Raw genomic sequence first — 26,274 nt, 5'->3', positions numbered from 1 at the left:
TTAGATTGCAGTAATTTGCAAAGATCGAGCAGTTTTGTGATCGATTATCGAACGACGATATTTACCAGTCGATTAGGAACCACGATGACCTTCAACATCTGCTTCCCTCCGGTATATTCGCGGACCTTTTCGTCTTCCATGGCCATCGATCTCAGCACTTCATCCTCGGCATCCGGCGGGGCAAATATCCTCGCCCGCAATTTGCCGTTCACCTGAACAGCTATCTCGATCTCATCCGCCCGCGCGATTTCTTCGTCATACGCGGGGAACCTTGCTTCGTTGCCGATGATCCCGTTCTCGTTGCCGATAATGATCGAATAAAGTTCCTCAGCCGTGTGTGGTGCAAACGGAACCATCATCAGGACAAGACTCGTAACTGCTTCCCTTACGGCCTCGACATCCTGACTGGCGGCCGTTTCCGGTTCTCCTTTGAACTCGTAAAGTGCGTTCGAAAGCTCCATCAAAGCTGCGACCGGCGTGTTGAACTGCAAAGTATCGAGGCTCTGATCGATGCGCTTGATCGTTTGATGGGTCTTTTGGCGGAGCTTGCGGGCCTCTGCAGAATCGTCGGATTGACGCTCTTCGCCGGTTTCGTCCGCTAAGGCCGAATGCCATTTATATACGAACCGCCAAACCCGCTGCAGAAATCGCAGAGCGCCCTCGATGCCGGCTTCGTTCCAGACAAGCTCGTTCTCGACCGGCGCAGCGAAAAGCACAAATAGTCTCGAGGCATCAGCTCCATATATGTCGACCATTTCGTCAGGATCGACTCCGTTGCCTTTCGATTTCGACATCCGTTCGATGGCAAACTTCAGCTTTTTACCCGCAGCATCACGGGCCTCGGTGATTCGGCCCTTTTCGTCGCGATCGATACTGACGTTCGCTGGGACTTCGTATATCCGTTTGCCTGTCGAATCATCGAAGAATGTCTCACCCACGACCATTCCCTGGGTCAGTAGACGGGTCACCGGCTCGTCGAATTTGACCAAGCCGATATCGCGCATCACTTTGGTCCAAAAACGCGTGTATATCAGATGCATCACAGCGTGATCGTCGCCGCCGATATACTGGTCGACCGGGGTCCAATACTCTGCAACGTCGGGTGAAAATGGCATCACTTCATTGGTCGGGTCGGTGTATCGAAAGAAATACCACGATGAGTCGATGAAAGTATCCATCGTATCCGTCTCGCGCTTTGCGGCGGAGCCGCACTGCGGACAAGTTGTTTCGTAGAACTCGGGAGCCTTTGCTAAAGGCGATTCGCCGATTCCGGTGATCGGTGCATTTTCAGGTAATTCGACCGGTAGATTCTCGAATCTCTCGGGCACGACCCCACACTTCCCGCAGTAAACGATCGGTATCGGCGCTCCCCAAAATCGCTGTCGTGAAATGCCCCAATCGCGCAGACGAAACGTCGTTGCTGCCTCGCCAAAACCGTGGACATGGGCGTATGCGGTCATCTCTTTTATCGCCTCATCACTGGTTTTGTTGTTCCAATAGTCGGAATGAACAAGAACGCCGCTCTCAGTGAACGGCACCTCCAACGCCAATGCCTGCATCGTGTGATGTTCATGAACCAGGTGCGGTTCCGAGATCACCTGACGGATCGGGAGGCCGAACTTCCGGGCGAACTCGAAATCGCGCTCGTCGTGAGCCGGAACGCTCATCACCGCGCCGGTCCCGTACTCCATCATCACGTAATTGCCGACCCAGACGGGCAGCGGTTCGCTACTGAATGGGTTGATCACTTTGAGGCCGGTATCGATGCCGTCTTTCTCGCCCTCTCCTTCGCGATCTTTCGGTTTGGCCGAGTCAAGGACGATCTCGTCGATCTTGGCTCGAACATCCGGCGCAAACGATTCCCTATAAGCAGAAATGACCGGATGGCCCGCGGCAACCACAACGGCGTTCGCCCCGTAGATCGTGTCGATCCTGGTCGTGAAAACGCGGATCGAAACTGGTGCGTCGATCGTCGAACGATGTAGTGCTCCGGTAGCGATCCGTATCTTGAAATCGACATATGCGCCTTCCGATCGGCCGATCCAGTCACGCTGACGCTTCAGAACGTTTTGAGGCCAACCAGCCTCTATCTGATCAAGGCCGTCCAACAGTTCGTCAGCGTACGCTGTAGTTTTCAGAAACCACTGTTCAAGGTCTTTTTTCGTGACCGGATTCCCGCACCGCCAGCAAAGCCCGCCGCTGGCCTGTTCGTTCGAGAGCGTGGCTTTATCGGTCTCGCACCAATTGACCTGCGTCATTCGTTTATACGCAAGGCCCATCTCATACATTTTTAGGAAGAACCACTGGTCAAACTTGTAGTAATCCGGCCGATGGGCAAACATCTGGCGCGACCAATCGTAACTTAACCCGAGACGCTGCAGCTGGCCCTGCATGACGGTTATGTTCTCCTCGGTCCAGTTACGCGGGTTGACACCGCGCTTTACCGCAGCATCTTCTGCTGGCTGCCCGAAGGAATCCCAGCCGATCGGGTGCAAAACGTTGAATCCCTTAAGACGTTTGTACCAGGCGACCGCATCGCCGACCGAGTAATTCCGGACGTGGCCCATGTGGAGATTGCCCGATGGGTAGGGGAGCATTTCCAACTGGTAGAATTTCGGCTTGTCATTGCGGATCTGGGTCTCGAAGGTTCGGTTTTCGGCCCATTTTGCTTGCCATTTGGCCTCGATCTTCTTTGCAAAATATTTTTCGTCCATAAAAACGCCTCAGAAAACGGAATTTTATCGGATAACCACCCGGCTATCCAATGCACCACGTAATTATCTTGTTGAAATTATTGCGTTTGAGGTGACGCCACGTCGCGAGGTATGTCGCGAGTGGCTAGGTAAGGGCGAGCATTTTTCGGCACGGGTCCATAAGGGGGATTCTAGACCATCGGTCCGTAGATGTCCATTTTTCTTGTCCGGAATTGGCCTTTTGTGATATCATTTTTGAACCTTAAAAGGTAGGTGTAGTTTCAAACGATCGTATTGATGATTAACAATATACCAGCGCAGACGGCTCCGGCTTGACCTCGAAAGTTGCGGTATGACCGTCTGCCCCGAATTGGAGGCAAGAAGATGGTCAAACAATCCGTAAACAATCCTGTTGGCAAATTGCAGAACCCACGCCCTCGTGCTTCCGAATTCGCGCCCTCGAACCGCACTTCCAAGTTGACAAAGAATTCAGTGGATGACGTCATCGTCTCGCTCTCAGATTCGTATGAGAATCAACGTGCGCGGCAGGTCGTCGAATGGGTTCGCAACCAAAGCGTTCGACGTGCATCGTAAAGACGTCTGCCATTCGGCCCCTTTTGGTCTCAGGAGAGTACTGATTCCTCATGTTCCGACGAATACCGTTCCTTGGAGCCCTTATTCATCTATCGCTTCTGATCGCGATAAACGGACAGGTCATACCTGACCAAGTAAATCCCGAGAGGCTTTTCATTGAAGATCGTCTCAGACGCGAGATCGCGAGCGGGACCACCGAACAAAAGCGAAATGCTCTGTTCGAGATACGTAATTTCCGTTCAGAGCGGACATCCGCGATCGCCATTCCAGCTTTACGAGACCGCGACGAAACTGTCCGTGCAACTGCTGCGTCATCGGTTGTGTTTATGCGTCCGCGAGAAGCCGTGACCGCGCTGCGGCCTCTTTTGTCGGACAAAATGCCATTCGTTCGAAAGGAAGCGGCCTACGCCCTCGGGAAGGTCGGCGACCCACTTGCGGCGGTCGAATTGATCCGATCAATGCAGCGCGACAAAGATCGAGAAGTTCGGGCAGCGGCGGCATTTGCCCTCGGCACGACGGGAAGCATTGACGCTGTCGGGCCATTAACAGCGGCGCTTGAGAAAAAACCAACAGAAAACGACGAATTCATCCGCCGATCTGCTGCGAGGTCGATCGGGCAGCTTGCCGAAAACGTCCGTGGCCTTAACGAAAGCAGCCAGACGCCCGAGAGCTTTCTTCCCGAGCGTTATAAAACCGCGGCGATGCTGGATATAACGGATGTTGCCGAGAGTTTCCCGGTCTTCCGGTCATCCGAAGAAGTTCTTAAGAGGGTCCTTCTTGATCGGTCAGAAACGGACGACACGAGACGAGAGGCGGCTTTTGCCCTTGGTGCGATCGGGAACCCATCATCAGTGGCCGTCCTCCGAGCGCAGAAAGGCGGCCCAGATCCGTATCTTGCCGAGATCTGCCGCGAAGCACTGATCCGAATGAACATTCCGGAGTGACTATGCCGACCTCAGACCTCATCCTTATGGAATTTCTTTGATTCCCCGCCCTTTTTTGTTCTAATAGTCGAATGCAGGCAGTTCATTCTTTTGGTTCGCACACTGAGTCGCTTATCGACCGCTACCTGCGTATTCGCAAATATACCGAGAATCTGTGTGAACCGCTGGAGATCGAGGATTATATTCCCCAACCGATCGTCGACGTTTCGCCGCCTAAATGGAATATTGCGCACACGACCTGGTTCTTTGAAGAAATGATCCTCAAGAAATTCGCTTCGAATTACCGCGTCTTCGACCCGAGCTTCGGCTTTCTTTTCAACAGCTACTACAACACCCTCGGCAACCGTACAGCGCGCGACCACCGCGGCGATCTCTCAAGACCGACGGTGAATCAGATATTTTCATATCGAGCTTACGTCGACGAAGCGATGACCGGATTGCTTGGAAGCCTGGGTCGCTCGGTAGTTGCTGAGGGCTTATCGTCGGTGCCTGACGGGCCGGAGGTGCCTGGTGACTTGGCCGAGCTCGTGGACTTGGGTCTTAACCACGAGCAGCAGCATCAGGAACTCTTAATTTCAGATCTTAAATACACGTTCAGCGTAAACCCTCTTTTTCCGGTTTACCGCGAAAACCACTTTCCCGAAGAGACCCGAGATTCAGGCTCCGAAGGCTACACCGACATTTCCGGCGGCATCTGCGAGATCGGTTACAACGGTGTCGAATTCTGCTTCGACAACGAACGCTCCCGCCACAAGGTCTGGATCGACGATTTCTCGATCTCGAACCGCCTCGTCACGAATGGCGAGTTTCTCGAATTCATCAACGACGGCGGATACACGGATCATCGGCTGTGGCATTCCGAAGGGTGGGATTGGGTAAATCGCGAATCTGTCGCCTCGCCGCTTTACTGGCACGACCGAGACGGCGAATGGCAGCACTTTACGCTCGGCGGGCTTCGACCTATTCGGATAGACGCGCCTGTCTGCCACGTCTCGCTTTACGAAGCCGCGGCCTTCGCAGAATGGAAAGGGATGCGGCTGCCGACCGAGTTCGAATGGGAAGCCGCGAATGAGAAATTCGTTTGGGGATTGCGTTGGGAATGGACCAACTCCGCATACTTGCCGTATCCGGGCTTCTCGAAACCGGATGGGGCCGTAGGCGAATACAACGGCAAGTTCATGATGAACCAAATGGTGCTTCGCGGAGCTTCGGTAGCAACACCGGAAGGCCACAGCCGCCCCACGTACCGCAACTTTTTCCACCCTCACCTGCGTTGGCAGTTCACGGGTATCAGGTTGGCTCGTTAGAAGATCATATGGAATCCTGCACTTCTCCGGAACTAACGAAATTTGCTGAAGACGTACTTGCGGGGCTGACATCTACACCAAAACAGCTTTCATCGCGTTACTTTTACGACGACGAAGGTTCGCGCCTGTTCATGGAGATCATGAAATTGCCCGAATATTATCCGACTCGTGCTGAATTCAAGATCTTCGAAGAGCAAACTGATGAGATCTGCCGGGCATTCACGGACGGTGCGATCGGGATCGACCTTATCGAGCTAGGCGCCGGTGACGGTGCCAAAACCGCGGTGCTGATCCATCATTTCCTGAAAGAGGGCATCGATTTTACCTATTCCCCGATCGATATCTCACAAGAAGCGAACGACGCGCTTTCGACACGTTTCAAAACGATGTTCCCAGACCTCAAGATCAGCCCTCTTACCGGTGATTATTTCAAGGTTCTCGGATCGCTAAAGAACGGCAGCGGTCGACGCAAGGTTCTTCTCTTCCTGGGTTCGAATATCGGCAATTTTCAACAGGACAAAGCACTCGGTTTCTTTCGCGAACTCCGCGCCGTGATGAACGCGAACGACCGACTATTCATCGGTTTCGACATGCAGAAAGACCCGCGCGTCATTGTCGCGGCATACGACGATCCTGAAGGCGTCACGGCGGCTTTCAATCTCAATCTACTTTCGCGGATAAATCGCGAACTCGGGGCTGATTTCGACCTCTCAAAGTTCTCACATTATGCTCAGTACCGGCCGGTCGAATGTGCCGCGCGCTCGTTCCTCATCAGCCGCGAAAGGCAGACAGTGACGATCAAGGCTCTAAACCGCTCGTTCGACTTCGATCAATGGGAACCGATCTTTATGGAGATCTCGCAGAAATACACGCGCGCAATGATCGAAGAACTTTCTTCAGATAGTGGGTTTGAGATCGAACAGGAGTTTCACAACCCCGACGACTTCTACATCGATTCCCTATGGAGGCCGATGTAGTTCGGCTGTCCATGCACCAATGAAGATAACGACCCTCAGCTTCGACACGATCGACTCGACCAACACCGAGGCCCTGAAACAGGCCCGGCTTGGTGCGGAGGAAGGCCTGTGCGTCGTCGCCCGGCAGCAGACCGCCGGTCGCGGGCGGCAGGGACGGGTTTGGTTCTCGGAGAACGACGCAGGCTTATATTTCAGCATGCTCCTTCGTCCGAACATCGAGCCTCAGTTTCTATCGCTGATCACTTTGATGGCCGGGGTCGCAGTTCATGACACTCTCAGGGAATTTGGCCTGCTGCCCGACATAAAATGGGTGAACGACGTTCTCGTGAACGAGAAGAAGATCAGCGGCATTCTCGCCGAAACGACCGAAACGGAGAAGGGCTTAGCAGTCGTTCTGGGCATCGGGATCAATATCCGCTCATCAAATTTTCCCCCGGAGATCGCCGATACTGCGACATCGATCGAAGATGCATCGATCCATATCAGTAACGGATCACGGACGGTTCCGTCCCCTGAGCAGCTTGCACATGTACTGACAAATTTCCTTGTGCATTTTTACGAGTCGCTCGCCGGCCCCGATGGCACGCATAAGATCGTCGATGAGTGGCGAAAGCGGTCAACCTATTTCTCAGGCAAGAAGGTACGCGTCTCCCTCGAGAATGGTATGCTTGAGGGCATGACCGAGGGCCTGGAGGAAAACGGAGCTCTTCGGCTCAGGCTTTCGGACGGTGAAGTCGAGCTGATCCAGTCCGGCGACGTCGAACGTATCCGCGTTCAATGAAATGAGAAGACGACTTTCTGAAATTCACCCGATCGTTTACAAAACCCGGATCCGGCAGAAACGCCTTTTCCGGCGGCTGGACGACATCACCAGGCGAACCACCTTCGCCGCGGAGAAGAGCGCGGCCGAGCTGCCGTTTGCGTGCCACCGGCACCAGTCGCTGCTGCGTCGAAAATTAGGCGACAGTGATCCGCAACTGCAGGAAAACAAGGTGGTTAATCTAAGCATCGCGTGCCCGACCATCGATGGCCTGATGATCCGGCCTGGCGAAACGTTTTCGTTCTGGAGGCAGGTCGGACAAACGACGGCCGATAAAGGTTATCTAGAGGGAATGCAGCTCTCTCAAGGCAGGGTCGTCCGCGGCGTAGGCGGCGGGCTATGTCAGCTTGCAAATCTGCTTTATTGGATGGCGCTACACACATCACTCGCGGTGATCGAACGGCACCATCACAGTTTCGATCCTTTTCCGGACGACAATCGCGTGCTTCCGTTCGGGAGCGGAGCCGGGGTCTTTTACAATTACATTGACCTCAGATTTTTCAATCCGACGCGATCGACCTTTCAGATCAAGCTCTGGATAACCGACGATCACCTGAAAGGATCGATCCTCTCAGACATCGAACCCATATATAGCTATCATATATTCGAGAAAGGCCATCGTTTTCTCGTCAAGAACGGAAAGAACTTCCGCGAAAACGAGATCTGGCGGAATGTGGTCGACCGCCGTTCCGGCGAAACCGAGCGCGAGGAACTCATTGTCGCGAATTTTTCCGAAGTGCTTTACGATCCGCCTAACGTTCCCGCCGCATAAGATTGAATTTTGATCCGTATCGGTGTAACTTCAAGGATGTATTATCAATCAGTCTTATGAGCAGTGAGTTTGATCCTAATCCGGATTTTGACCTCGAACGTGAGTTCTATGACGAGCTTGCGGATTTCGAGGATTTCGATATCGAGAACGACGATGTAGTTTTGCGAACTGCGGTTCTGCAAAAGGAAAACATGGTTGCGCTGCTCTGTATCAAAAGCGCTCCTGTTGGGGCGGCGATCTGCCGCGTCGACCCGCGTGAGAATCTGCCTGCAGTCCAGCTATATGATGATCCGACCGCAGCCCTGCATTGGTTTTCACGGAGCCTTCGCACCAGCAAAGCTAACGGTTGGAACATCGTCTACGATGGTCTGCCGCTGCAGGGCTAGCCGGATCCGTCATAATCAAGCGCACAATTCGTGGCTCACTGTCATTCGGCACGGCGATCCGATCAACGATGCTTCTGGCCATCGACATAGGCAATTCAACGATCAAGTTTGGAATTTTCAGTGGTTCCGAACTAATCCACAAATTTTCGATTCCGACGGTGCTTGACTATGATCCGGACGAACTTATGTTCGAACGGTTTCGCTACGTCAAAGAGCGGTTCATTAGGATCGATACCGTAGTCGCTTCATCTGTTGTTCCCTCGATCGAACCGGTCCTGACCGGGGCTTGCAAGGAATTCCTAAATGTTACTCCGGTCTTTGTTACCAATGTCGTCGACCTTGGTCTTACGATCAAATATGATCCGCCTGAATCGCTCGGTACCGACCGATTGGTAAGCGGATTCTCAGCAGCTGAAACTCACGGCAAACCGGTCGTCGTCTGCAGTTTTGGGACAGCGACGACCATCGACGCGATCAGCTCAAATGGAGAATTTCTTGGTGGTGTGATCTTTCCCGGTGTCGGGACGATGTCACATTCACTGCAGTTGAAGACCTCGAAACTCCCGCTCGTGCAGATCTCGAAACCCGATCGTGTTGTCGGGACCTCGACCGAATCTTCGATCCGGTCGGGCATCTTCCACGGTCACATCGGAGCAGCGAAATACCTGATCAAGTCGATTGCGGCCGAGATGAAAGATGAGCCGAAGATCGTCGCAACCGGCGGTTATGCAAAAATGATGGCTTCGGAATTGGCTGTGATCGAAATTGTCGATGAAAATCTTTTGTTGAACGGCCTTCGCATGATCCACGAACGGATCGTGTAAATCGTGCCCAGTTATTTTGCTGTCTCGATGAATCGCGGTTTCCTTCTCGCCTTCGCCGATCGCTCGAACGAGTAAGCGATGGAAATAAGCAACGCCTCGCTCCACGCTCGTCCGAAAAACGATATGCCGATCGGCAGCTCGCGCACAAATCCGGCCGGGACCGTTATGCTCGGGTACCCTGAGACCGCTGCGAGTGAGGAGCTAGAGACATAGTTGCTGCCGCAATCGCCGTTAACAGTATCGATCATCCAGGTCGGCGCATTTGAAGGTGCAACGATCGCATCGAGCTTGAATTTATCCATCACAGCATCGATTCCCTTTTTGCGGGACAGCAGCTGGCATTTCTTCAATGCTTGAAGGTATGCGCGGTCCGTAAGCGGCCCCTTCTTGGCCGACATTTCGAATATTTCCTGTTTGAAAAACGGCATCTCGCGGGCGGCATTGTCTATATTGAATTGAATGAGTTCGGCAAATGTTCGGTATTCTGCTTTGCGTTCGTTCAGGTATTTTTCGAGGTCGGTCTTAAATTCGAAAAGCAGCACCTCAAATTCGGCTTCGCCAAATTCGCTGAGCGTCGGAAACTTTACGTCGAACAATGCGGCACCGCCGGCTTTGATCGTTTCAAGAGCTGTATTTGTCACTGCGTCGACCTCGGGCCTTTTGCCCCAGAAGTCCCTTGCGACGCCGATGCGTTTTCCTTTCAGACCATCGGCGGTCAGAAAGCTCTCGTAGTCACGTCTTGCGTTTCGCACATTCTGCGCAGTTGCTGAATCACGCGTATCGACACCGGTCATCGCTGATAGCAGCATTGCGGCGTCGGCAACCGTGCGCGTCATCGGTCCTGCTGTATCTTGCGAATGTGCGATCGGTATGATGCCGCTCCGCGACAACAATCCGACAGTCGGTTTAATACCAACGATCCCGCATATCGATGCGGGGCAAACTATCGAGCCGTCGGTCTCGGTTCCGATGCCTGCCGCGGCCAGGTTCGATGCGATCGCCGCCCCGGTCCCCGATGACGAACCACACGGATTTCTATCAAGGATATAGGGGTTCCTTGTCTGCCCGCCGCGGCCGGACCAGCCGCTGATCGAACTCGTCGATCGAAAATTCGCCCATTCACTCAGATTCGTTTTTGCGAGGATTACGGCACCTGCATTTCTCAACTGTTCTACGATCGAGGCGTCTCGCTCAGGTGCAGGAGAATTCAACAATGCGAGGCTTCCGGCAGTAGTTTTCATCTTGTCCGCCGTGTCGATATTGTCCTTGAGAACGATCGGTATCCCATGCAGCGGGCCGCGGATCTTGCCCGCTTTCCGCTCTCGGTCGAGGGCGTCAGCGATCTCTTCGGCCTCTGGATTCACCTCGATGATGGCGTTGATCGTTTTATCCAACGTCTCGATGTTGCGCAAATATCCTTGAACTATATCGACCGAGGTCACCTCGCCGGTTTCCATCATTCGTTTTAGATCGGCGATCGTTGCTTCCTCAAAGCTGGTGACGGGAACTTCCATCATGCACGCCGAGTTACCCTTGCTCGTAGAAACGAGTCCGATGCCGGCCGCCGAAACAGCTCCGATAAACTCACGACGATCTACCATATTTGTTCTCCTCAAATTACCGGTATCACGGTCTCCGAATCACCCTTGCATTGGTTCATTTCACGGCTGAGCGGTCGATCTCGATCGGTTCGAAGATCTTGAGCACGCGTATCTTATCACGCAGCAAGTCTCTTTCGGCCTGCTGCAAAAGTTCACGAAGCGGTGCTCCCGGAGGTTCATCTGAGAGATCGAACGTTCCATAATGCATCGGCACGAGCATCTTCGCTCCGATATCGCGGAACGCTTGCAACGCATCGCTCGGATCGGTGTGCACCGGTTCCATGAACCAGCGGGGTTCATAGGCGCCGACTGCAACAAGAAAATAATCGATGTTCGGAAATACCTCGCCGGTTTCGCGATAATGACGGCCATACCCGCTGTCACCGCCGTGATAGATCTTGGTCGTTCCACTTTCAATTACGAACCCGCCCCATAATCTTTGATTCGTGTCGAATAGGCCCCGGCGCGACCAATGGCGGACCGGCACGAAATAAACTCTTATGTCAGGGTCGTTCAATTCGAACTCCTGAAACCATCCGGTCGTCGCGATCGTGTTCGACGCTTTCGACCATTCCCGCAAAATATCTTCCGAGTTCAGACCGGCGATGAACTTGGCATTTGGGAACTTGGCCGCGATCTGCCTGAGCGTCGTTTCATCCGTGTGATCTCGATGATCGTGAGTATTGAGGACATAATCGACTCGTTGTATTTTATCGAGCGGCGACGGCACCTCGGTATATCTTGTAACGAAAGGCGGCGTCCCAAAGATAGGGTCGATCAATATGCCTTTACCCGCCAGCCGAACGAAGAAAGATGCGTGACCGAGCCAGAGTATTCCGTCCTGATCGCCCGCAAGGAAAGCCGAAGGATCAAGAACGTCGGGCCGATACGTGTCGGCCTCCTTTTCAGCCTTGAATCGATTTGTGCTCGTCTGCCATTTCAGCAGCGAAGCCGTTCTCGGCAAATACGGAAATTCATCATTCATGAATCGTCCGCGTTGATCGACCGGGTTTCCTTTCCATCCGGGCTTTAGCGTGGGCTTTTGTTCATTGCGTACATAGGTCGTCAAAATGGCCTCATCGGAATCGCTCCAGAATGCCGCGCCGATCAGAACAACGAACAGTATCAAGAGTACACCGCCTATCTTCAACAACACTTTCAACATCTTTCCAACTATAAGAATACTGAACCTATCAGACAACCGCTACGCAGCGGCCGGGCATTCCAGTAATTGTGCGATAATGTGCGAATGAACGGACGCCCGCCCGAGATCCCGCCGCACAAGCTCATTTCCGCTCTCCGCGGATACGATCTCTTGCCAGCGATCGTCTTTCTTCCGACGCGGCGCAAATGCGACGAAGCTACCGCGGAGGTCGCCGCAGACAAGCGCCAGACCGGTGACCCCGAGAAATTTCGACTGCGCAAAGAATTATTCGAAAAACTGGCATCCGAGACCCCCGAGATAATTTCGCACAAGCATTCAAAAATACTCGTCAACTCGGGCGTCGCTTCACATCATGCCGGCCACATCCCTTCATGGAAGCTTGTGATCGAGAAGATGATGTCAGCAGGGCTGTTAAATGCGATATTTGCTACCTCGACCGTTGCTGCAGGTGTCGATTTCCCGGCTAGAACCGTCGTTATCAGTAATGCCGACACGCGCGGCAACGACGGATGGCGTCCATTATCGGCAAGCGAGCTTCAGCAGATGACCGGACGTGCCGGCCGGCGCGGTAAAGACAATGTCGGCTTTGCGATACTTGCACCCGGACAGTTCCAGGATCCGAAAAAGATAGCTGAACTGCTGAAAGCCAAGCCGGATCCGCTTGAATCGAAATTCCGTGCAACGTATACGTCGCTCTTGAACCTTTTGGATGCGTTCGGCAACTTTGAGCAGCTTCGCGAAATAGCCGAAAAGAGCTTTGCGTTTCAAGACACCGCAAACAGGATCGACGGTCTTCGTCGTCAGCGAGCCGAACTTGAGAACAAACTGATAGACGCGGCTTCAGCAAGATCGGCGGATATGGATCTCGAACAAATTCGCGGTTTTGAGAGGCTTACGAGTGCCCGGCGGCGGTTGGACGAGCGATCGCCGTCAACGCGAGCCGACCTTCGAAGGCGTTGGCTGACCGAGAATGTGATCCCTGGCCGGATCGTGACACAGGGCCGCAGTTCCAAGCGTTTCTTCATGGTCGTCAGTGTTCGCTCTGATGCGGTCAGCGCAATGCGTGACGACGGCGCTGGACGAACGTTTCCGCTCGACCGCGTAAATCGTGTATTTGAACGGACATACACATTGAACGAGGCGGCCATCGAGAATGCGTTCATGGAAACACTCGAAGAGAAAAATCCGCCGATAATGGAACCAAAACTCTCGTCCGAGAGGGCTTCGGATGCAGCGACCGTGCTACTCGACGGTTTGATCGCGGATTTCGGGCCGGCCTCGGAATTTTTGTGGGAAAGTGCTCGTGACGCGTCGACGCTCGAAAAGATCGACCGAGATATTCAGCACCTTCGCGATAACATTTGGAAACCGTTCGAGAACCGCGCAAGGGTGCTCGACCATTTCGGCTATATCGATTTCGCCTCTGAGACCGTAGAGCCAAGCGGCGAATGGCTGGCCGATGTTCGTGTCGACAGGCCGCTGCTTGTCGGTGAGGCGATAAAGAACGGTATCTTTGACGATATCCAACCAAAGGCCGTTGCCGGTTTGATGGCTTCGCTGGCCGCCGATCCTGACCGCAACTACGGCGACCTTTATCTGTCGAATGAACTTCTTGATATTATTGCCGGATTTGAGGACATCATTTACGAGGTCTCACGCGTAGAATGGCGTTTCGGCACGGAACCCGTCGAAGAGATCAACCTCTCAGCCGCCGCTGCGGCCGAGCGATGGGCCGGCGGAATGGAATGGGACGTACTCGTGCAGCGAACCAAAGCCGAAGAAGGCGACCTCGTTCGGCTGCTTTCGCGGACCGGCGAAGCGTTGATGCAGATCGCAAATTTAAAGGATTCGAACCCTCGTGTGGCCGCAGCCGCCAGACTTACCGCCGAGACGATCCTACGCGAACCTATTCGTTAGTTGCCATTGATCGATCAGAGCTGGTGAACGGAACCGTTGACATTCATTCCAGTTGTGCTATAACTGCGCGCGCAAAAGGAGGAACTGCGCATGTCAAGACTGATCCGAAATGCCGTTTTCGCTGCAATTACCGTAATCGCCGTGTTGCCCGCATTGGCGTTGGCACAACCGACGATCTTCACCTATCAAGGCTATCTCACCCAGGCCGGACAACCCGCAACCGGCAGTTTCGCGATGGAATTTGCCGTATTCGACGCACAGTCGGGCGGCGGACAGGTCGGTTCCACGATAACGATCAACGCGGTGCAGGTGACAAACGGGGTCTTTACCGTACAGCTTGATTTCGGAGGTGGCGTATTTTCGGGTCCGAATCGATATCTGCAGGTATCCGTCGGGGGCATTTCGTTGTCACCGCGAACGCTGATCGCGGCCGCAGCTTATGCGATCCGGTCTTCGTCTGCCGGAACCGCCGATTCAGCGGGAACGGCAGTGTCAGTAACGGGCCCATTGACCGGAGCCGACCCGGCGGCGAGGCTGATCGTCACCAATACACAGGCCGGAATTTCAAACCCAAGTCCGGCAAATCTTCCACCCGCGGCCGTAAAGGGAAGCTCGACCTCGCCCACCGGCACGACCGCTGGACTTTTGGGAATATCCAGTTCTCAGAACGGCGTTGGTGTGGTCGGAATTGCGAGTGGTACCGGGTTAGCGAAAGAGGCCGAAGCGATCGGCGTCATCGGTATCGCAACAAGCCCGACGGGACGGACCCTTGGCATTTCTGGGCAGGCCGTTAGTCCGGATGGTATTGCGGTCGATGCACAGGTCACAGCCGGCGGCAATGGATATCTTTTTCATGGAAGCAATGGCAGTTCAGCGCCTTTCGTTGTAAAGAGCAACGGCGACGTCGAGACACAAGGTAAGATCGATGCTTTCGACCGGATCACTGCTCGCGATGGGTTGACGGTTCAGAATGGCGCGATCGTGAACGGCTTGACCGTTACTACTAATGGACTGCTTATTCAGTTGGGCGGTCTCGCGGTTACCGGCCAGACGACAACCCAGTCGATCTCCGTGAACGGTAATCTGAATGTCACAGGTTCGAAGAACAACGTTATTTCACTCGCAGACGGAACGAAGGCTCTGCTCTATGCGAACGAGTCACCTGATTATTGGTTCGAAGATTTCGGTACCGTTTCGCTCAAGAATGGCAGGGCGGTCATTAATATCGATCCGACGTTTGCCGAGGCCACCAATACGGATGTCCCCTACAAGGTGTTCTTAACGGCGAACGGAAATACACGTGGATTGTACGTTTCGAAAAAGACCAAGACCTCATTTGAGGTCCGCGAAAGTTCGGGCGGGCGTTCGAACATCAGTTTCGATTATCGAATTGTTGCGAAACGCCGGGGGTACGAGACCGTCCGTTTCGGCAAGACGGTCAACGAACAAAGGTAAAACTCGGGAACCGTTGTTGTCTATCCGGGCGGGCCCGACGGCATTCGTTCTTGCGTTGGGCAAGATGCCATTCACAAGGCCGCCTTCATTTGCTAAACTAAAACCAATTCGTGCCTTGTAACGAACAAATAAGTATGAAGGTCTTACTAGCAGATGAATACGGATTTTGCTTCGGAGTCGAGCGGGCGGTCGAGATGGTCGAAGAATCGGTCAGTGCCGGTGAGACCGTTCGCACACTCGGGCCTTTGATCCACAACGAGCAGGAAATGAAACGGCTAGGTTCCCACGGTGTCGTTACTGTCAGCGAACCAGTCCAGATCGGCCGTTCTGAAACCGCGGTGATACGTGCCCATGGCGTAACTCCGCAGGTCGAACAGGAATTAAAAGAAAAAGCCGGAAAGGTGGTTGATGCGACATGCCCTTTTGTCACTCGTGTGCAGCGTCTCGCGTCGCGTGCCGCCGCTCAGGATCGTCACGTCATCATCGTCGGCAGTGCTGATCACCCGGAAATGATAGGCGTTAGGGGTTATGCTCCCGATCATTCGTTCATAATCAAGGACGAGACCGAAGTTGCCGCGCTTCCGCGATTGAAAAATCCGCTGGTCGTATCGCAAACGACCATCAAGGCAAAGACATTCTTCGACACTGCGGAGGCTATCAAGACAAAAACGGACGATGAGGTCGAGATAGTGAACACGATCTGCTCGGCAACCCGGGATCGGCAGGAGGCTGCAAGAGCGCTTGCCGGCATGGTTGATGCGTTTTATATAATCGGGGCGACCCATTCTTCCAACAGCGTCAAACTTCACGCGGTATGCAAAGAGCAGTGTCAAAAGAGTTTCTTGATAGAGACCGAAGACGACATTGATCCTGCGGATCTGTTCGGAGCACAGACCGTCGGCGTCACGGCTGGTGCGTCAACTCCGGAATGGCTGATCAAAAAGGTCGTCAAGCACCTCGAATCTATCAATCCTAACGGGACCAAAGACATGGCCCTCGCGTAGAAACTAAGCATTCAGAAATAGAAAGGCCGGGCATTCAGTCCCGGCCTTCGTCGATTTGCCGCGATCATCGATCACGGAATGATCAGTGTTTGGCCAACCGTTACGGCGTTAGGGCTTGCGAGGGAGTCCCGATTAGCGTTGTAAATATCCATGTAACGCGCCGACGTCCCGTAGAACTTCCGACTGATGCTGCCGAGAGTGTCTCCGGGCTGTACGACGTACGTCCGCCCCTCACCGGTGGGAACCTCGGCCGGCGATTCTGCTTCTGCAAACCTAGGCAGTGAGATCCCCTGATTCAAATAGACGCCGAATTCAGTTCCCGACCTCACTTCGGCCTCTTCGCCTTTTGTAAGCCTTTCGCCGAGCAATCCTGCACCGGCACCGATGATGCCTCCGATCAAGGCGCCCTTTCCACCGCCGATGGCGCCCCCTAAGATCGCACCGCCTGCTCCGCCGCCACCGATGAAGATGACCTTACGGTATTTGGTCTTGTCGCCCTTGGCTGTACCTTCGGCATCGCTTTTCGCATCGTCGCTCACCAGCTCGGTCAACGAACCGTTGATCGTCCGCTTTGTGCCATTCGGCAGGACGAGTTGGATAAAACTTACGTCGATCTCTCCGACCTTTCCGCCCTTGACGGCGGGTTTGACCGAATCGACCCTGCCGATCACCTCGCTCCCTATCGGAACTACGATCGCACCATTCGAGGCGTAAACCGGTTCCCGCACCGTCACCGTGAATCTGTCGCCTGCCTTCGCCGTTTTCGAACTAAGTGTTTCGTTCATGCGAACGCGCATCCGGGTACCGCTCGGCACCGTGAAAAGCGACTGAGTCGCCGGACGCTTTGTCGCAGTTCGAAGTGCGGGCCGTTTTGTTTGCCCGACAACTTCCATCGAGATACCTGTCAATAAAACCGCTGCGATCGCCGTAACAAAAGTCGCTCTAAAATAAGCCTTCATAACGTTCCTCCTAACCTGATCCGACCCATAGGCGCTATCAAACCGGCCGTTTCGGTCCGTGCCTTCGATGGCGGTTCGCTCCCATTGGGTGTCCGGATAATTCAAATCAATGCTTCAGAACCCTAATTATAACATTTCCGAAACCGACTGAGCTTTTCTTGATCTGCGGAAAATACTTTTGAAATTTTCTGCTATTGGAAATATAATTCACCAGACAATCACATTTCGATTCACGACCAGTTGGCTCCGCCCCCGGGGTTAGATCTCGGGGGTAATGTTTTTCGTCGGGCCCGTTGAACACGGCTCACCGCCGGTCTTGGGACTATGCATCTCTTTCGCGAAACCCTACTTCTATTCGCCCTTAATTTGCTTGACGCATTGTTGACTCTGGTTTGGGTCCGAAGCGGCGTTGCCGGTGAAGCGAATTTATTGATGGCGAAATTGCTCGAGGTTGGCGACCACGCGTTCATCGGAGCAAAGATCGGCGTTGGGATCATCGCCGCCGTCGTTTTTCTTATGTGGGGTGATCGCCAGATCGCCCGATACGGTATCACGCTGGCAATACTCGTTTATACCGGAGTGATGATCATCCACCTCTTCACTGGGGTATATGCCGCTGGATTCTATTTCGAATCAATGGCTTTTGGTCTCGAATCGATCGCAGTTCACGCCCGTTCTATCCTCGCCTGACGCGAATACACAAATGATCAAGCGGACCGAATGCGGTAAGCTATTGTTATAGACCCTTGTCTGTAAGAACTTTCGGACGCATGGCCACGTAATGAACAGCACAACATTTTGCCGTTGTTTTGCATCAAAAGTGCAAGATCGAATATCGAAGGAAAGAAAAATCATGAACAGTAAACCCGTGTATCAGTTATCAGCACGCCAGATATTACTGCTTGCATTTGCCACAGCTCTCATCGCAGTCGGAGTGACCGCACTTTTATACAAACTCAACGATCTCTGGATGAGCAGCGAAGGTCCCGGCCGGACACTTGCCGAAACGGCTCCGGCCGCAATTACCGATCCGTCGCAGGTCTCTGATGAACAGAACAATATCGAGGTTTACCGATCGATATCGCCCGGCGTCGCATTTATCAACACGACGTCCTATTCGCAAAATTGGTGGGGTGACGTTCAGGAGGGCCGCGGCAACGGAAGCGGTTCGGTGATCGATAATGAGGGCCATATTCTCACTAACTATCACGTTATCGAAGGCGCTCAACAGGTTACCGTGAATTTCGGGGGCGAACGCGTTTATCCGGCTAAGGTCGTTGGCGGCGATCCCGACACCGACCTCGCGGTGATCAAGGTCGATGCCCCGGCGGGTGCGCTGACCGTTGTGCCCTTTGGCGATTCTGACAAACTCACCGTGGGTCAAAAGGTGCTCGCTATCGGAAACCCGTTCGGCCTTGATCGGACGCTTACGACCGGCGTGATCTCAGGCTTGCAGCGACCGATAAGGGCGCGAAACAACCGGCCGATCGATGCCGCCATCCAGACCGATGCCTCGATCAACCCGGGAAATTCCGGCGGACCGCTCCTCGACAAATATGGCCGGATGATCGGTATCAATTCGCAGATTCTTTCACCGGCGGGCGGTTCGGTCGGCGTCGGTTTCGCCGTTCCCGTTAATACCGCGAAGCGCGTCATCCCGCAGCTGCTGCAGTTCGGCGAGGTTCGCCGTCCGAAGCTCGGTGCCGACCTAAGGCCGGTCGAGGACATTGCGGCTCAGGGTTACCGGCTTCCGGTGCGCGAAGGACTGCTGGTTGCCGCTGTCATGCCCGGCGGGGCGGCCGCAAATGCCAATATTCGCGGCCTTTCTCGTGATTCTGACGGCTCGATGCTGCTCGGCGATATTATCGTATCGGTCGACGGTGAAAAGATGAACTCGACCGATGATCTTTACCGACTCCTCGACAAAAAGCAGTTTGGGCAAACGATCCAGGTCGAGATCTACCGTGCTGGTTCGACCACGACGGTGCCCGTCCGTTTGACCGCTCCGCCGTCTCAATCGCGAACTACAAGACGGCTGCAGTAGTGACCTTGTTTGGCAGCCGGCTTTGTTGCTTGGCTGCCAAAACGATATGCCTCAGTTGAACGACTTTCGTAACGATGGTTTTGGTTGGTACTGCCGTCATTGCGACATCGAGCTCGCCAAAGTTGGTGCTGCCGAACACGGTTCGTCGCGTGTATTTCGTGAAGGCGAAGCGGAATCAAAGATCCCCCAATTGGCCAATCAGGCTTTGGCCCGTTGGGCCGATCCTGCCCGACGCACGCTTGTTTGTCCGAGGTGCGGCATCACCGAGCCGGTCGATGTGGCCTGAACTCCTGCCTGATGTGATAAATTCGAATTGATGTACGAAAAAGAACTTGATTCAGCGATCAGGGCGGCCCGGATTGCCGGCGATGCGATCCTCGAGCACTACGAAGGCGACGTGATCGTTGAAAGCAAGATCGGACCTGACAGCTTCGCCGAGCCGGTGACAGTTGCCGATCGTGAAGCAAGCGCGATCGTGATCGACACGCTGACTGCCGATTTTCCGAACGATGGAATTTTGTCCGAAGAAGAGACTGATGACGTTGACCGGAGGCTTGCCGCCGAAAGGGTCTGGATTATCGATCCCATCGACGGGACCTCGGGATTTATCAAGCAAGACGGCGACTTCGCTGTCCAGATCGGTCTTGCCGAAAGCGGAACGCCGGTGCTTGGCGTTGTATTTTTGCCTTTCCACGATGTACTTTATCTCGCCGTGAAGGGCGGAGGTGCATTTGCAGAACGCGGGTCGGCCGTGCGGGAACGTATCGCGGTCTCGATCAAGTCCGATGCGTCTGAAATGGACCTCGCTGTCTCAAGAAATCATCGCAGCCCGAAGATATCAAAGATCGTCGATGAGTTCGGATTTCGCCGAGAGGTTCAACGCGGTTCCGTCGGGTTAAAGATCGGCCTGATCGCCGATAGAATATGTGACATTTATATTCATCTGAGTCCGCGAACCAAGCTCTGGGATACTTGCGCACCGCAGATAATACTGGAGGAAGCCGGCGGAAGGTTAACGGATCTTTGGGGACGAAGCTACCGCTATGATGTTGCGGATGTTCAGAACTGGGGCGGCATCGTCGCAACGAACGGGCTGTTCCATCGCGAAACGATCGAAAGGCTGGCTCCGCTATTGAACGACTTCGGCCGGCTCAAAACGTTGAATGGCCGGCCGAAGATCTCTTAGTACTTTTATTTCGTTATTGAACTACAGGAACATTACTTGATTCGAGGCGTTTCCGCTTCTTGAATGCCCTGTAAGTCGAAAATCCTTCCCGCGTAAGGCTCAATATCGACTTACGATTATCGAAAAGCAGTTTGATCCATGCTCGTTTGCTCATCTGAGGAAAATAGATCCCCCGGAAAAATAGTCGGGCAACGATGTGTCCGATCCTGACGTCGATCGGCGAATGACGGATCGATTCGATCGCTTCCCAATTTCGCTCCGGACTATAAGACCTCGACCAGGCATCAAAGGTCTCTTGTTTTGCTTCCTCGATCGTCATCTTTAATGGATCGTGAGCCATTACGAACGGTGCGAAGTCGAGCCAGTGTTTCTTTCTTCTCAAACGGCCAGCTTTTTCGAGACGCTCGTAGAGCGGTGTCGCCGGGAATGGGGTCAGTTGACCGAATACCGGCAGACCGGGCGCCCAGCTTTCGATCTGGTCCACGGTTCGGTTCGCGACTCCCGGAGTATCGTTATCCATCCCGAAAATGAACGAAGTGATCGCGAAGATATTTCGGCGTGCGAGGCCGTCGAGCACCGCCTTGTAGTCTGAAGGCTTCGAAAATTGTTTATTGACATCCGCCATGTTCGCCGGGTCGATCGACTCCATCCCGATGAATATCCATTTCCCGCCAGCATCAGCGATCAGATCGACAAGTTCTTCGTCACCCAGCAGATTCGCACTTATCTGAGCGACCCAAGGCAAAGTAGCCCCGGCGGCGATCATGTCGCGCAAAAGTCCCTTGAGTCTTTTCTTATTTATTGCAAGATTGTCATCGATAAAGAAAACGGCGATCTGGCCCTTTTCTCTTTTCGCCCTGGCCTTGAGCCGAAGAAGTTCTTCGATAACACTTTCATTGCTGCGAAACCTTATCGAATCGCCAAAAAATCCAGTGACAGTGCAGAATTCACAACCGTAGGGACATCCGCGTCCGGTCTCGATGGGAACAACGAAGAACTTACCCCAACCGGCGCCCATTTTCGACATGATCGGACGGAGAAATTTCGGTACGAGCGAAAACTGTTCAAGGTCCAATGTTTCCCACGGAATATGCGGGTATGGCTGAAGGCTCGGTTTGATGTCGTTCCCTTTGGCGTCCAGCTGAGGTGTATAGACCTCTTTCAATTCACCGCGTGCGGCATCGGCCACGATCAAGGGCCAGGTCTCGTCAGCCTCGCCCAAAGCGACCGCATCGGCGTGCCGCGGCCCGCCGTCACGGCCAAGCGCTTCGTCCGGACATTCTGTAACGTGCGGCCCGCCCATTACTACTTTGAACCCGGCCTCGCGTAACGCGTCGGCGACCAAATAAGCACGAGCCACCATTCGCGTCATCGCGCCGATCCCGACGAGCCCGATGTTCTCGTCCTTGCAGAATTGGACGAGCTCGGGTCGGGTCATCGCTTTGGCGTTACCATCGATCAGGATCACTTCGTGCTCATCGGGCGTTAGCGACTGAAGAAGGAACATCCAAAGGTGCGGCATGAAGTTCCGCGTGATCCCGTTATCAGGGTTGTAAAGTAAAATTTTCATTCGGTACTTCAGGCGTCAACGGAGACGTGGACAATGTTCCGAAACGACGCAGGCTTGTGCGGAGAGAACGAACTCGGTCAATTAACAGTGATTATCGCACCATCGCCGGAAATTTGCTACTTCACGATCACTTTTCTGATCAGTGCAAAGAAAAGCGGATCCGGGAGTAGTCTGCGCATAGGTAGAATGCCTTTCGTATTTACACCATACCGCAGCCGCTTTGTACCGTCGGTGACCGCATCATAAATGGTTTCGGCTACTACTCTTCCGTCTGGTGCCGTTTGGCCCGCCTCGCCCATGTTTTTCAGAACCCGATCAACAAATTGATCGTAATCGGAGAGGCCTTCCCTTCTGGAAACATCCATAGATCGGCCGTAGAAATCGGTTTTGATCGGCCCCGGCTCAATGATCTTGACGCGAATGTTAAATTGCTCGAGTTCGTAATGAAGCGACTCCGAGAATCCCTCGACCGCCCATTTCGTCGAGTTGTAAAGGCTTGACACCGGAAAGGTCATCCGTCCTCCGACAGACGAGATGTTGACTATCATACCCCGCTTCTGTTCGCGAAAGTACGGCAGTATCTCGCGGCAGACATTCATTACGCCGAATACATTTGTCTCGTACTGCCGCCTGATCTGTTCGTCAGATGCGGTTTCGAAAGCACCAAGCAAGCCATAGCCGGCGTTGTTCACAACCACATCGATCCGGCCAAATTTCTCAAGCGTTGCTGCGATCGCGGAGCGGATCGAATCCGGATCGGTCACATCGAGTTTGAAACATTCTATATCGACGATCTTCTTCAGATCGAGAGCATTGTCGGGCGACCGCATTGTCGCCGCGACCTTCCAATTCTTTGCCTGAAACAATTTTGCTGTTTCCTCACCTATCCCGCTTGACGCCCCAGTGATCAGAATTACTTTTTCCATTGGGTCTAATTTAACCAAAAATCAGGATGGAACAAAAGAAAATAACCGGCTCGGATAAGCAAGTTCTCTGGTAATCGCCTATAATCGAAGTATGAGGTTCTTGCATATCGCGGACGTGCATCTTGGATGTACCCGGTACCAGTTGCCGGAGAGCCCGCGCGATTTTTTCGACGCGTGGATCGACGTCCTGCAGCGATATGCGATCGGTGAGAATGTCGATTTTGTCTTGATGTGCGGCGATTTTTTCCATAAACGGAGCGTTCCGCCGGAGACCATGAATTATGCCGTTGCCGGGCTTCAATTGATGAAGGACAGCAATATACCGGTAATAACGATCGAGGGAAATCACGATCAAAAACATACGGACAGTGATTACAGCTGGCTTCGTTCGCTCGCCAATTGGAATCTTGTCCATCTGCTTGAACCCTCGAATAGCGACGGGCGGATCATCTACCAACCGTGGAACGAGGACGATGGCAAGGGCGGATTCATTGACATCGGACGTGCCCGCATCTTTGGTTCGCACTGGTACGGAGCTTCAGCGAATTGGGCGATCCCGATGCTGACCGAAGCTATCAGGGACAATCACCGCGAGGACGCGTTTCATATCCTGATGCTTCACACCGACGTCGAGGGACATCAGACGCATCCGATACCTGCCCTGTCACTGTCGGCCCTGAAAGAGCTCAGATCGGTTACCGATTATGTCGGGCTCGGGCATACGCACATGCACTATGAGATCGACAACTGGGCATTCAATCCCGGCTCGATCGAGGTCACTAATATCGCTGAGTACCGCGAAACGCGAGGAGCGTTTCTTGTCGAGGTCGACAACGAGAACAACGTTGACGCGAAACACGTCACAGATTACGTGCACCGTCCGTTTCAACGCATAACGTTCGAAGTTACGGGCATTGCCGAACCGAAAGATGTGACGCCGGCAGTCATCGACAAGGTGCGAAACGATTTCAAAACCGTTGACGCCGGAGGTCGGGCACCGATACTCGAGATCACGCTTCGCGGTCAACTTGGGTTTCCAAATTCGCTACTGGAGATGCAGAAGATCCGCGATTCGGCAAAAACCGAAACGAATGCCATGCACGTGCGTGTCAGGAATCATTCTGTGCCGATCGAGTATGCGGCCGCCGTGGATACGGCCGAAGATGTTGGCCGCGAGGTGCTCGAACGAAGGGTCGTCGAAGACCTGATCGCGCGCGATAAGAGATTTTCCACAAAACGTGGTTCGATCTCAGAAGCGGTGATAGGTGCCAAAAGGCTGGCTTTGAGCGATGAAGAACCGGAGAAGATCGCCGAGTTCATTTCGTTCAAGGCTGCCGAAATGGCCGGTTCCGGCAAGTGATCAGAAAAAAAACAGGTCAACTGCTCTTTAACAAAGGCCGATCAAATTCTGGAAATTATGACTGAAGCGTCAGAAAAGGTAAGCGGTATCGAATATCTTCCGATCTTCCCGCTCCCGCTTGTCCTTTTACCAAATGAATTATTGCCCTTGCACATCTTTGAACCGCGATACCGCCAGATGCTCGACGACGTCCAGGAGAAAAAGAGCTTTTTCGGCATCTCGTTCTTTGATGCTGAAGAGGGTTTCGAAACCAGGCCCGAGATCGGCTCGATCGGCTGCGTCGCTGAGGTCCGCGAGGTTCAGACAATGCCTGATCAACGGTCGAACATCCTTACGGTCGGGCTGATCCGCTATCGGCTGGTGGATTATATCGATCTGGGAACACCTTATTTGACCGCTGAGGTCGAGTTTTTTGAGGACGAGATCGAAAGTGAAAAGGGATTGACTGAAGTTGCGGACGAGGTGTTTTCGCTATTTGAGCGGATCGCTCAGGCCGCCTTCAAGCTAAGCGGTAACCGGGGCCGCTTTCCCGAGATCCAGCGAGCCGAACCCGAACCGCTCTCATTTTTGGTGACAGCGGCCTTTAATCTGGACAATGAGGCGAAATACGGATTGCTTAAAATGACCTCGACCTCTGAAAGGCTGAAGAAACTACGCGGATTTTTGAACCAGGCCGTAGGTCAAATGGAATCGAGCGCCGAAATTCAAAAGATCTCGCAAACCAACGGTCACAGCAAAAAGAAACTGGACATTTGATTCAAAGAGCCTCAGTACTCTCTTCAAGGCATCGTCAACGCCTGCTTCATATAATCGATAACTCGTTGGTCATAAGCCTCGGATTGCGTTATCGAAGCGCTGATCATTCCCATTCCGGAAGGGCTTAGATCCGTTTTAGTATCGACGGCCGTATTGACCGGAAAACACTTTGAAAGCTTTGAGGTCGAATCCTGGAATTCCGGAGCGTCGATGCCGCCGAGCAGCAAGAATCTTCGGTCAGAAAGCGATCTGGCGATCTCGCATGACGACTGGCGTTTATAGCAGCCCTGATAATAGAACGGATATGTTCCTAAGGATGCAAATCTCGCCGTCACGAAGCTTGCGAACGGGTAACGCTTCCCGATCACTGACGACATCAGTCCGTCCGCGTCCGTCGGTACCGAGTCGAGTACAAGTGCTTTGATCGACTTGTCGGCGGAGGCTGCATTCAAAGCGGCCAGCGCACCCATTTCGATCCCGTATACGCCGATATCTTTGCCAACAAGCGGAACCTGCTCAGGCGATTTCAGACCACGGAGATAATCGATCGAGGCCAGAACGTCGTCACTTTCACATCCGCCGAATGACGAATGCTCGACCGGCGGATTCTCGCCGTGGCCGCGCTGATCGGGCATCAAAATGGTGAAGTTCGTCGCCTCGTTGAGCTTTACGCCGAGGTTCAAAAGGTGTGACCGGTCAGCTCCGTAGCGGTGAAGAAGCACGACGGCAGGCGCATTCGGGATGCCGCGCAGCAGCCATCCCCTCGCGGGTGTACCATCGCGATTGGCCCAGGTTTCATTCGTCACCTGTGCGCCGCGTGAGCTCAACTGGCCATATTTCTCGGGCGTGACCAGATAGACGGTCGTCATTGGCCTTGACGCCTCATAAACGAGCCAAACGGAAGCGACCGCGATGGAGATGAACGAAAGGATCACCGGCGGAGACAGTAACCGATAAAAACTCTTAATTAAACGCTTTGTTCCTGCCATAATTCAGGTTGGGATTGAGAACATT

Annotated in this window: 23 protein-coding genes; 16 read left to right on the top strand and 7 right to left on the bottom strand. The window is 53.6% G+C overall.

Features of this window, described 5'->3' with window-relative positions; translation table 11 throughout:
* Positions 1-44: 44 nt before the first annotated feature.
* Complete coding sequence (locus IPM28_15915) at positions 45-2,714, bottom strand: leucine--tRNA ligase (protein MBK9174470.1); 2,670 nt, start codon at positions 2,712-2,714, stop codon at positions 45-47.
* A gap of 623 nt (positions 2,715-3,337) precedes the next feature.
* Here IPM28_15915 and IPM28_15910 point away from each other — a divergent pair.
* The 7 genes from IPM28_15910 to IPM28_15880 all read left to right on the top strand — a co-directional run bounded on the left by IPM28_15910 (position 3,338) and on the right by IPM28_15880 (position 9,317).
* Positions 3,338-4,231: a HEAT repeat domain-containing protein gene (locus IPM28_15910; protein MBK9174469.1), complete on the top strand. Its 894-nt coding sequence runs from the start codon at positions 3,338-3,340 to the stop codon at positions 4,229-4,231.
* Positions 4,232-4,302: 71 nt separating this feature from the next.
* Positions 4,303-5,538 carry an ergothioneine biosynthesis protein EgtB gene (locus tag IPM28_15905; protein ID MBK9174468.1) on the top strand — a complete coding sequence of 412 codons (1,236 nt, stop codon included), beginning with the start codon at positions 4,303-4,305 and terminating at the stop codon, positions 5,536-5,538.
* Between the two features lie 8 nt (positions 5,539-5,546).
* A complete protein-coding gene (gene egtD, locus IPM28_15900; protein ID MBK9174467.1) occupies positions 5,547-6,515 on the top strand; it encodes an L-histidine N(alpha)-methyltransferase in 969 nt (322 codons plus the stop codon).
* Positions 6,516-6,534: 19 nt separating this feature from the next.
* On the top strand, positions 6,535-7,296 hold the full coding sequence (locus IPM28_15895; protein MBK9174466.1) for a biotin--[acetyl-CoA-carboxylase] ligase: 762 nt from the start codon (positions 6,535-6,537) through the stop codon (positions 7,294-7,296).
* A gap of 1 nt (position 7,297) precedes the next feature.
* Positions 7,298-8,107: a VanW family protein gene (locus tag IPM28_15890; protein MBK9174465.1), complete on the top strand. Its 810-nt coding sequence runs from the start codon at positions 7,298-7,300 to the stop codon at positions 8,105-8,107.
* 56 nt (positions 8,108-8,163) lie between these two features.
* Positions 8,164-8,493: a hypothetical protein gene (locus IPM28_15885; GenBank protein MBK9174464.1), complete on the top strand. Its 330-nt coding sequence runs from the start codon at positions 8,164-8,166 to the stop codon at positions 8,491-8,493.
* A 68-nt stretch (positions 8,494-8,561) separates the two neighbouring features.
* On the top strand, positions 8,562-9,317 hold the full coding sequence (locus tag IPM28_15880) for a type III pantothenate kinase (GenBank protein ID MBK9174463.1): 756 nt from the start codon (positions 8,562-8,564) through the stop codon (positions 9,315-9,317).
* 11 nt (positions 9,318-9,328) lie between these two features.
* On the opposite strand, the gene IPM28_15875 is transcribed toward IPM28_15880, so the two are convergent.
* Positions 9,329-10,918 (bottom strand): amidase, encoded by a 1,590-nt coding sequence (locus tag IPM28_15875; GenBank protein MBK9174462.1) that lies wholly within the window; start codon positions 10,916-10,918, stop codon positions 9,329-9,331.
* A 55-nt stretch (positions 10,919-10,973) separates the two neighbouring features.
* On the bottom strand, positions 10,974-12,083 hold the full coding sequence (locus tag IPM28_15870; protein ID MBK9174461.1) for an MBL fold metallo-hydrolase: 1,110 nt from the start codon (positions 12,081-12,083) through the stop codon (positions 10,974-10,976).
* An 84-nt stretch (positions 12,084-12,167) separates the two neighbouring features.
* Here IPM28_15870 and IPM28_15865 point away from each other — a divergent pair, with 84 nt between their 5' ends.
* The 3 genes from IPM28_15865 (at position 12,168) to ispH (ending at position 16,459) form a co-directional block, all read left to right on the top strand.
* Positions 12,168-14,000 (top strand): hypothetical protein, encoded by a 1,833-nt coding sequence (locus IPM28_15865; GenBank protein ID MBK9174460.1) that lies wholly within the window; start codon positions 12,168-12,170, stop codon positions 13,998-14,000.
* 90 nt (positions 14,001-14,090) lie between these two features.
* Positions 14,091-15,455, top strand: coding sequence for a hypothetical protein (locus IPM28_15860; GenBank protein MBK9174459.1), 1,365 nt, complete (start codon positions 14,091-14,093; stop codon positions 15,453-15,455).
* A 134-nt stretch (positions 15,456-15,589) separates the two neighbouring features.
* The gene (gene ispH / locus IPM28_15855) at positions 15,590-16,459 is read left to right on the top strand and encodes a 4-hydroxy-3-methylbut-2-enyl diphosphate reductase (GenBank protein ID MBK9174458.1); all 870 of its coding nucleotides are present in this window, start codon (positions 15,590-15,592) and stop codon (positions 16,457-16,459) included.
* A gap of 71 nt (positions 16,460-16,530) precedes the next feature.
* Here ispH and IPM28_15850 read toward each other — a convergent pair whose 3' ends face one another.
* Positions 16,531-17,418 carry a LysM peptidoglycan-binding domain-containing protein gene (locus IPM28_15850; GenBank protein ID MBK9174457.1) on the bottom strand — a complete coding sequence of 296 codons (888 nt, stop codon included), beginning with the start codon at positions 17,416-17,418 and terminating at the stop codon, positions 16,531-16,533.
* 324 nt (positions 17,419-17,742) lie between these two features.
* Between IPM28_15850 and IPM28_15845 the strand changes: the two genes are divergently transcribed.
* From IPM28_15845 to IPM28_15830, 4 genes are all read left to right on the top strand, one after another.
* Positions 17,743-18,108: a hypothetical protein gene (locus IPM28_15845; protein ID MBK9174456.1), complete on the top strand. Its 366-nt coding sequence runs from the start codon at positions 17,743-17,745 to the stop codon at positions 18,106-18,108.
* Between the two features lie 163 nt (positions 18,109-18,271).
* Positions 18,272-19,462 (top strand): trypsin-like peptidase domain-containing protein, encoded by a 1,191-nt coding sequence (locus IPM28_15840; GenBank protein ID MBK9174455.1) that lies wholly within the window; start codon positions 18,272-18,274, stop codon positions 19,460-19,462.
* 46 nt (positions 19,463-19,508) lie between these two features.
* A complete protein-coding gene (locus tag IPM28_15835) occupies positions 19,509-19,748 on the top strand; it encodes a hypothetical protein (protein ID MBK9174454.1) in 240 nt (79 codons plus the stop codon).
* 30 nt (positions 19,749-19,778) lie between these two features.
* On the top strand, positions 19,779-20,648 hold the full coding sequence (locus tag IPM28_15830) for a 3'(2'),5'-bisphosphate nucleotidase CysQ (protein ID MBK9174453.1): 870 nt from the start codon (positions 19,779-19,781) through the stop codon (positions 20,646-20,648).
* A 13-nt stretch (positions 20,649-20,661) separates the two neighbouring features.
* On the opposite strand, the gene IPM28_15825 is transcribed toward IPM28_15830, so the two are convergent.
* Both IPM28_15825 and IPM28_15820 read right to left on the bottom strand, forming a co-directional pair.
* Positions 20,662-22,218 (bottom strand): radical SAM protein, encoded by a 1,557-nt coding sequence (locus IPM28_15825; protein MBK9174452.1) that lies wholly within the window; start codon positions 22,216-22,218, stop codon positions 20,662-20,664.
* A gap of 116 nt (positions 22,219-22,334) precedes the next feature.
* A complete protein-coding gene (locus tag IPM28_15820; protein ID MBK9174451.1) occupies positions 22,335-23,144 on the bottom strand; it encodes an SDR family oxidoreductase in 810 nt (269 codons plus the stop codon).
* A gap of 91 nt (positions 23,145-23,235) precedes the next feature.
* Here IPM28_15820 and IPM28_15815 point away from each other — a divergent pair, with 91 nt between their 5' ends.
* On the top strand, positions 23,236-24,504 hold the full coding sequence (locus tag IPM28_15815; protein MBK9174450.1) for an exonuclease SbcCD subunit D: 1,269 nt from the start codon (positions 23,236-23,238) through the stop codon (positions 24,502-24,504).
* Between the two features lie 57 nt (positions 24,505-24,561).
* Positions 24,562-25,260, top strand: a complete 699-nt coding sequence (locus tag IPM28_15810; protein ID MBK9174449.1) for an LON peptidase substrate-binding domain-containing protein — start codon at positions 24,562-24,564, stop codon at positions 25,258-25,260.
* A 23-nt stretch (positions 25,261-25,283) separates the two neighbouring features.
* Here the strand turns inward: IPM28_15810 and IPM28_15805 are convergent, their stop codons facing one another.
* The gene (locus IPM28_15805) at positions 25,284-26,249 is read right to left on the bottom strand and encodes an alpha/beta hydrolase (GenBank protein MBK9174448.1); all 966 of its coding nucleotides are present in this window, start codon (positions 26,247-26,249) and stop codon (positions 25,284-25,286) included.
* Positions 26,250-26,274 lie beyond the last annotated feature (25 nt).

It is taken from the genome of Chloracidobacterium sp. (assembly GCA_016716305.1).
In the GTDB taxonomy this organism is placed as follows: Bacteria; Acidobacteriota; Blastocatellia; order Pyrinomonadales; family Pyrinomonadaceae; genus OLB17.
Note: the sequence above shows the minus strand (reverse complement) of the source record. Positions and strands in the feature narration are given on the sequence as shown.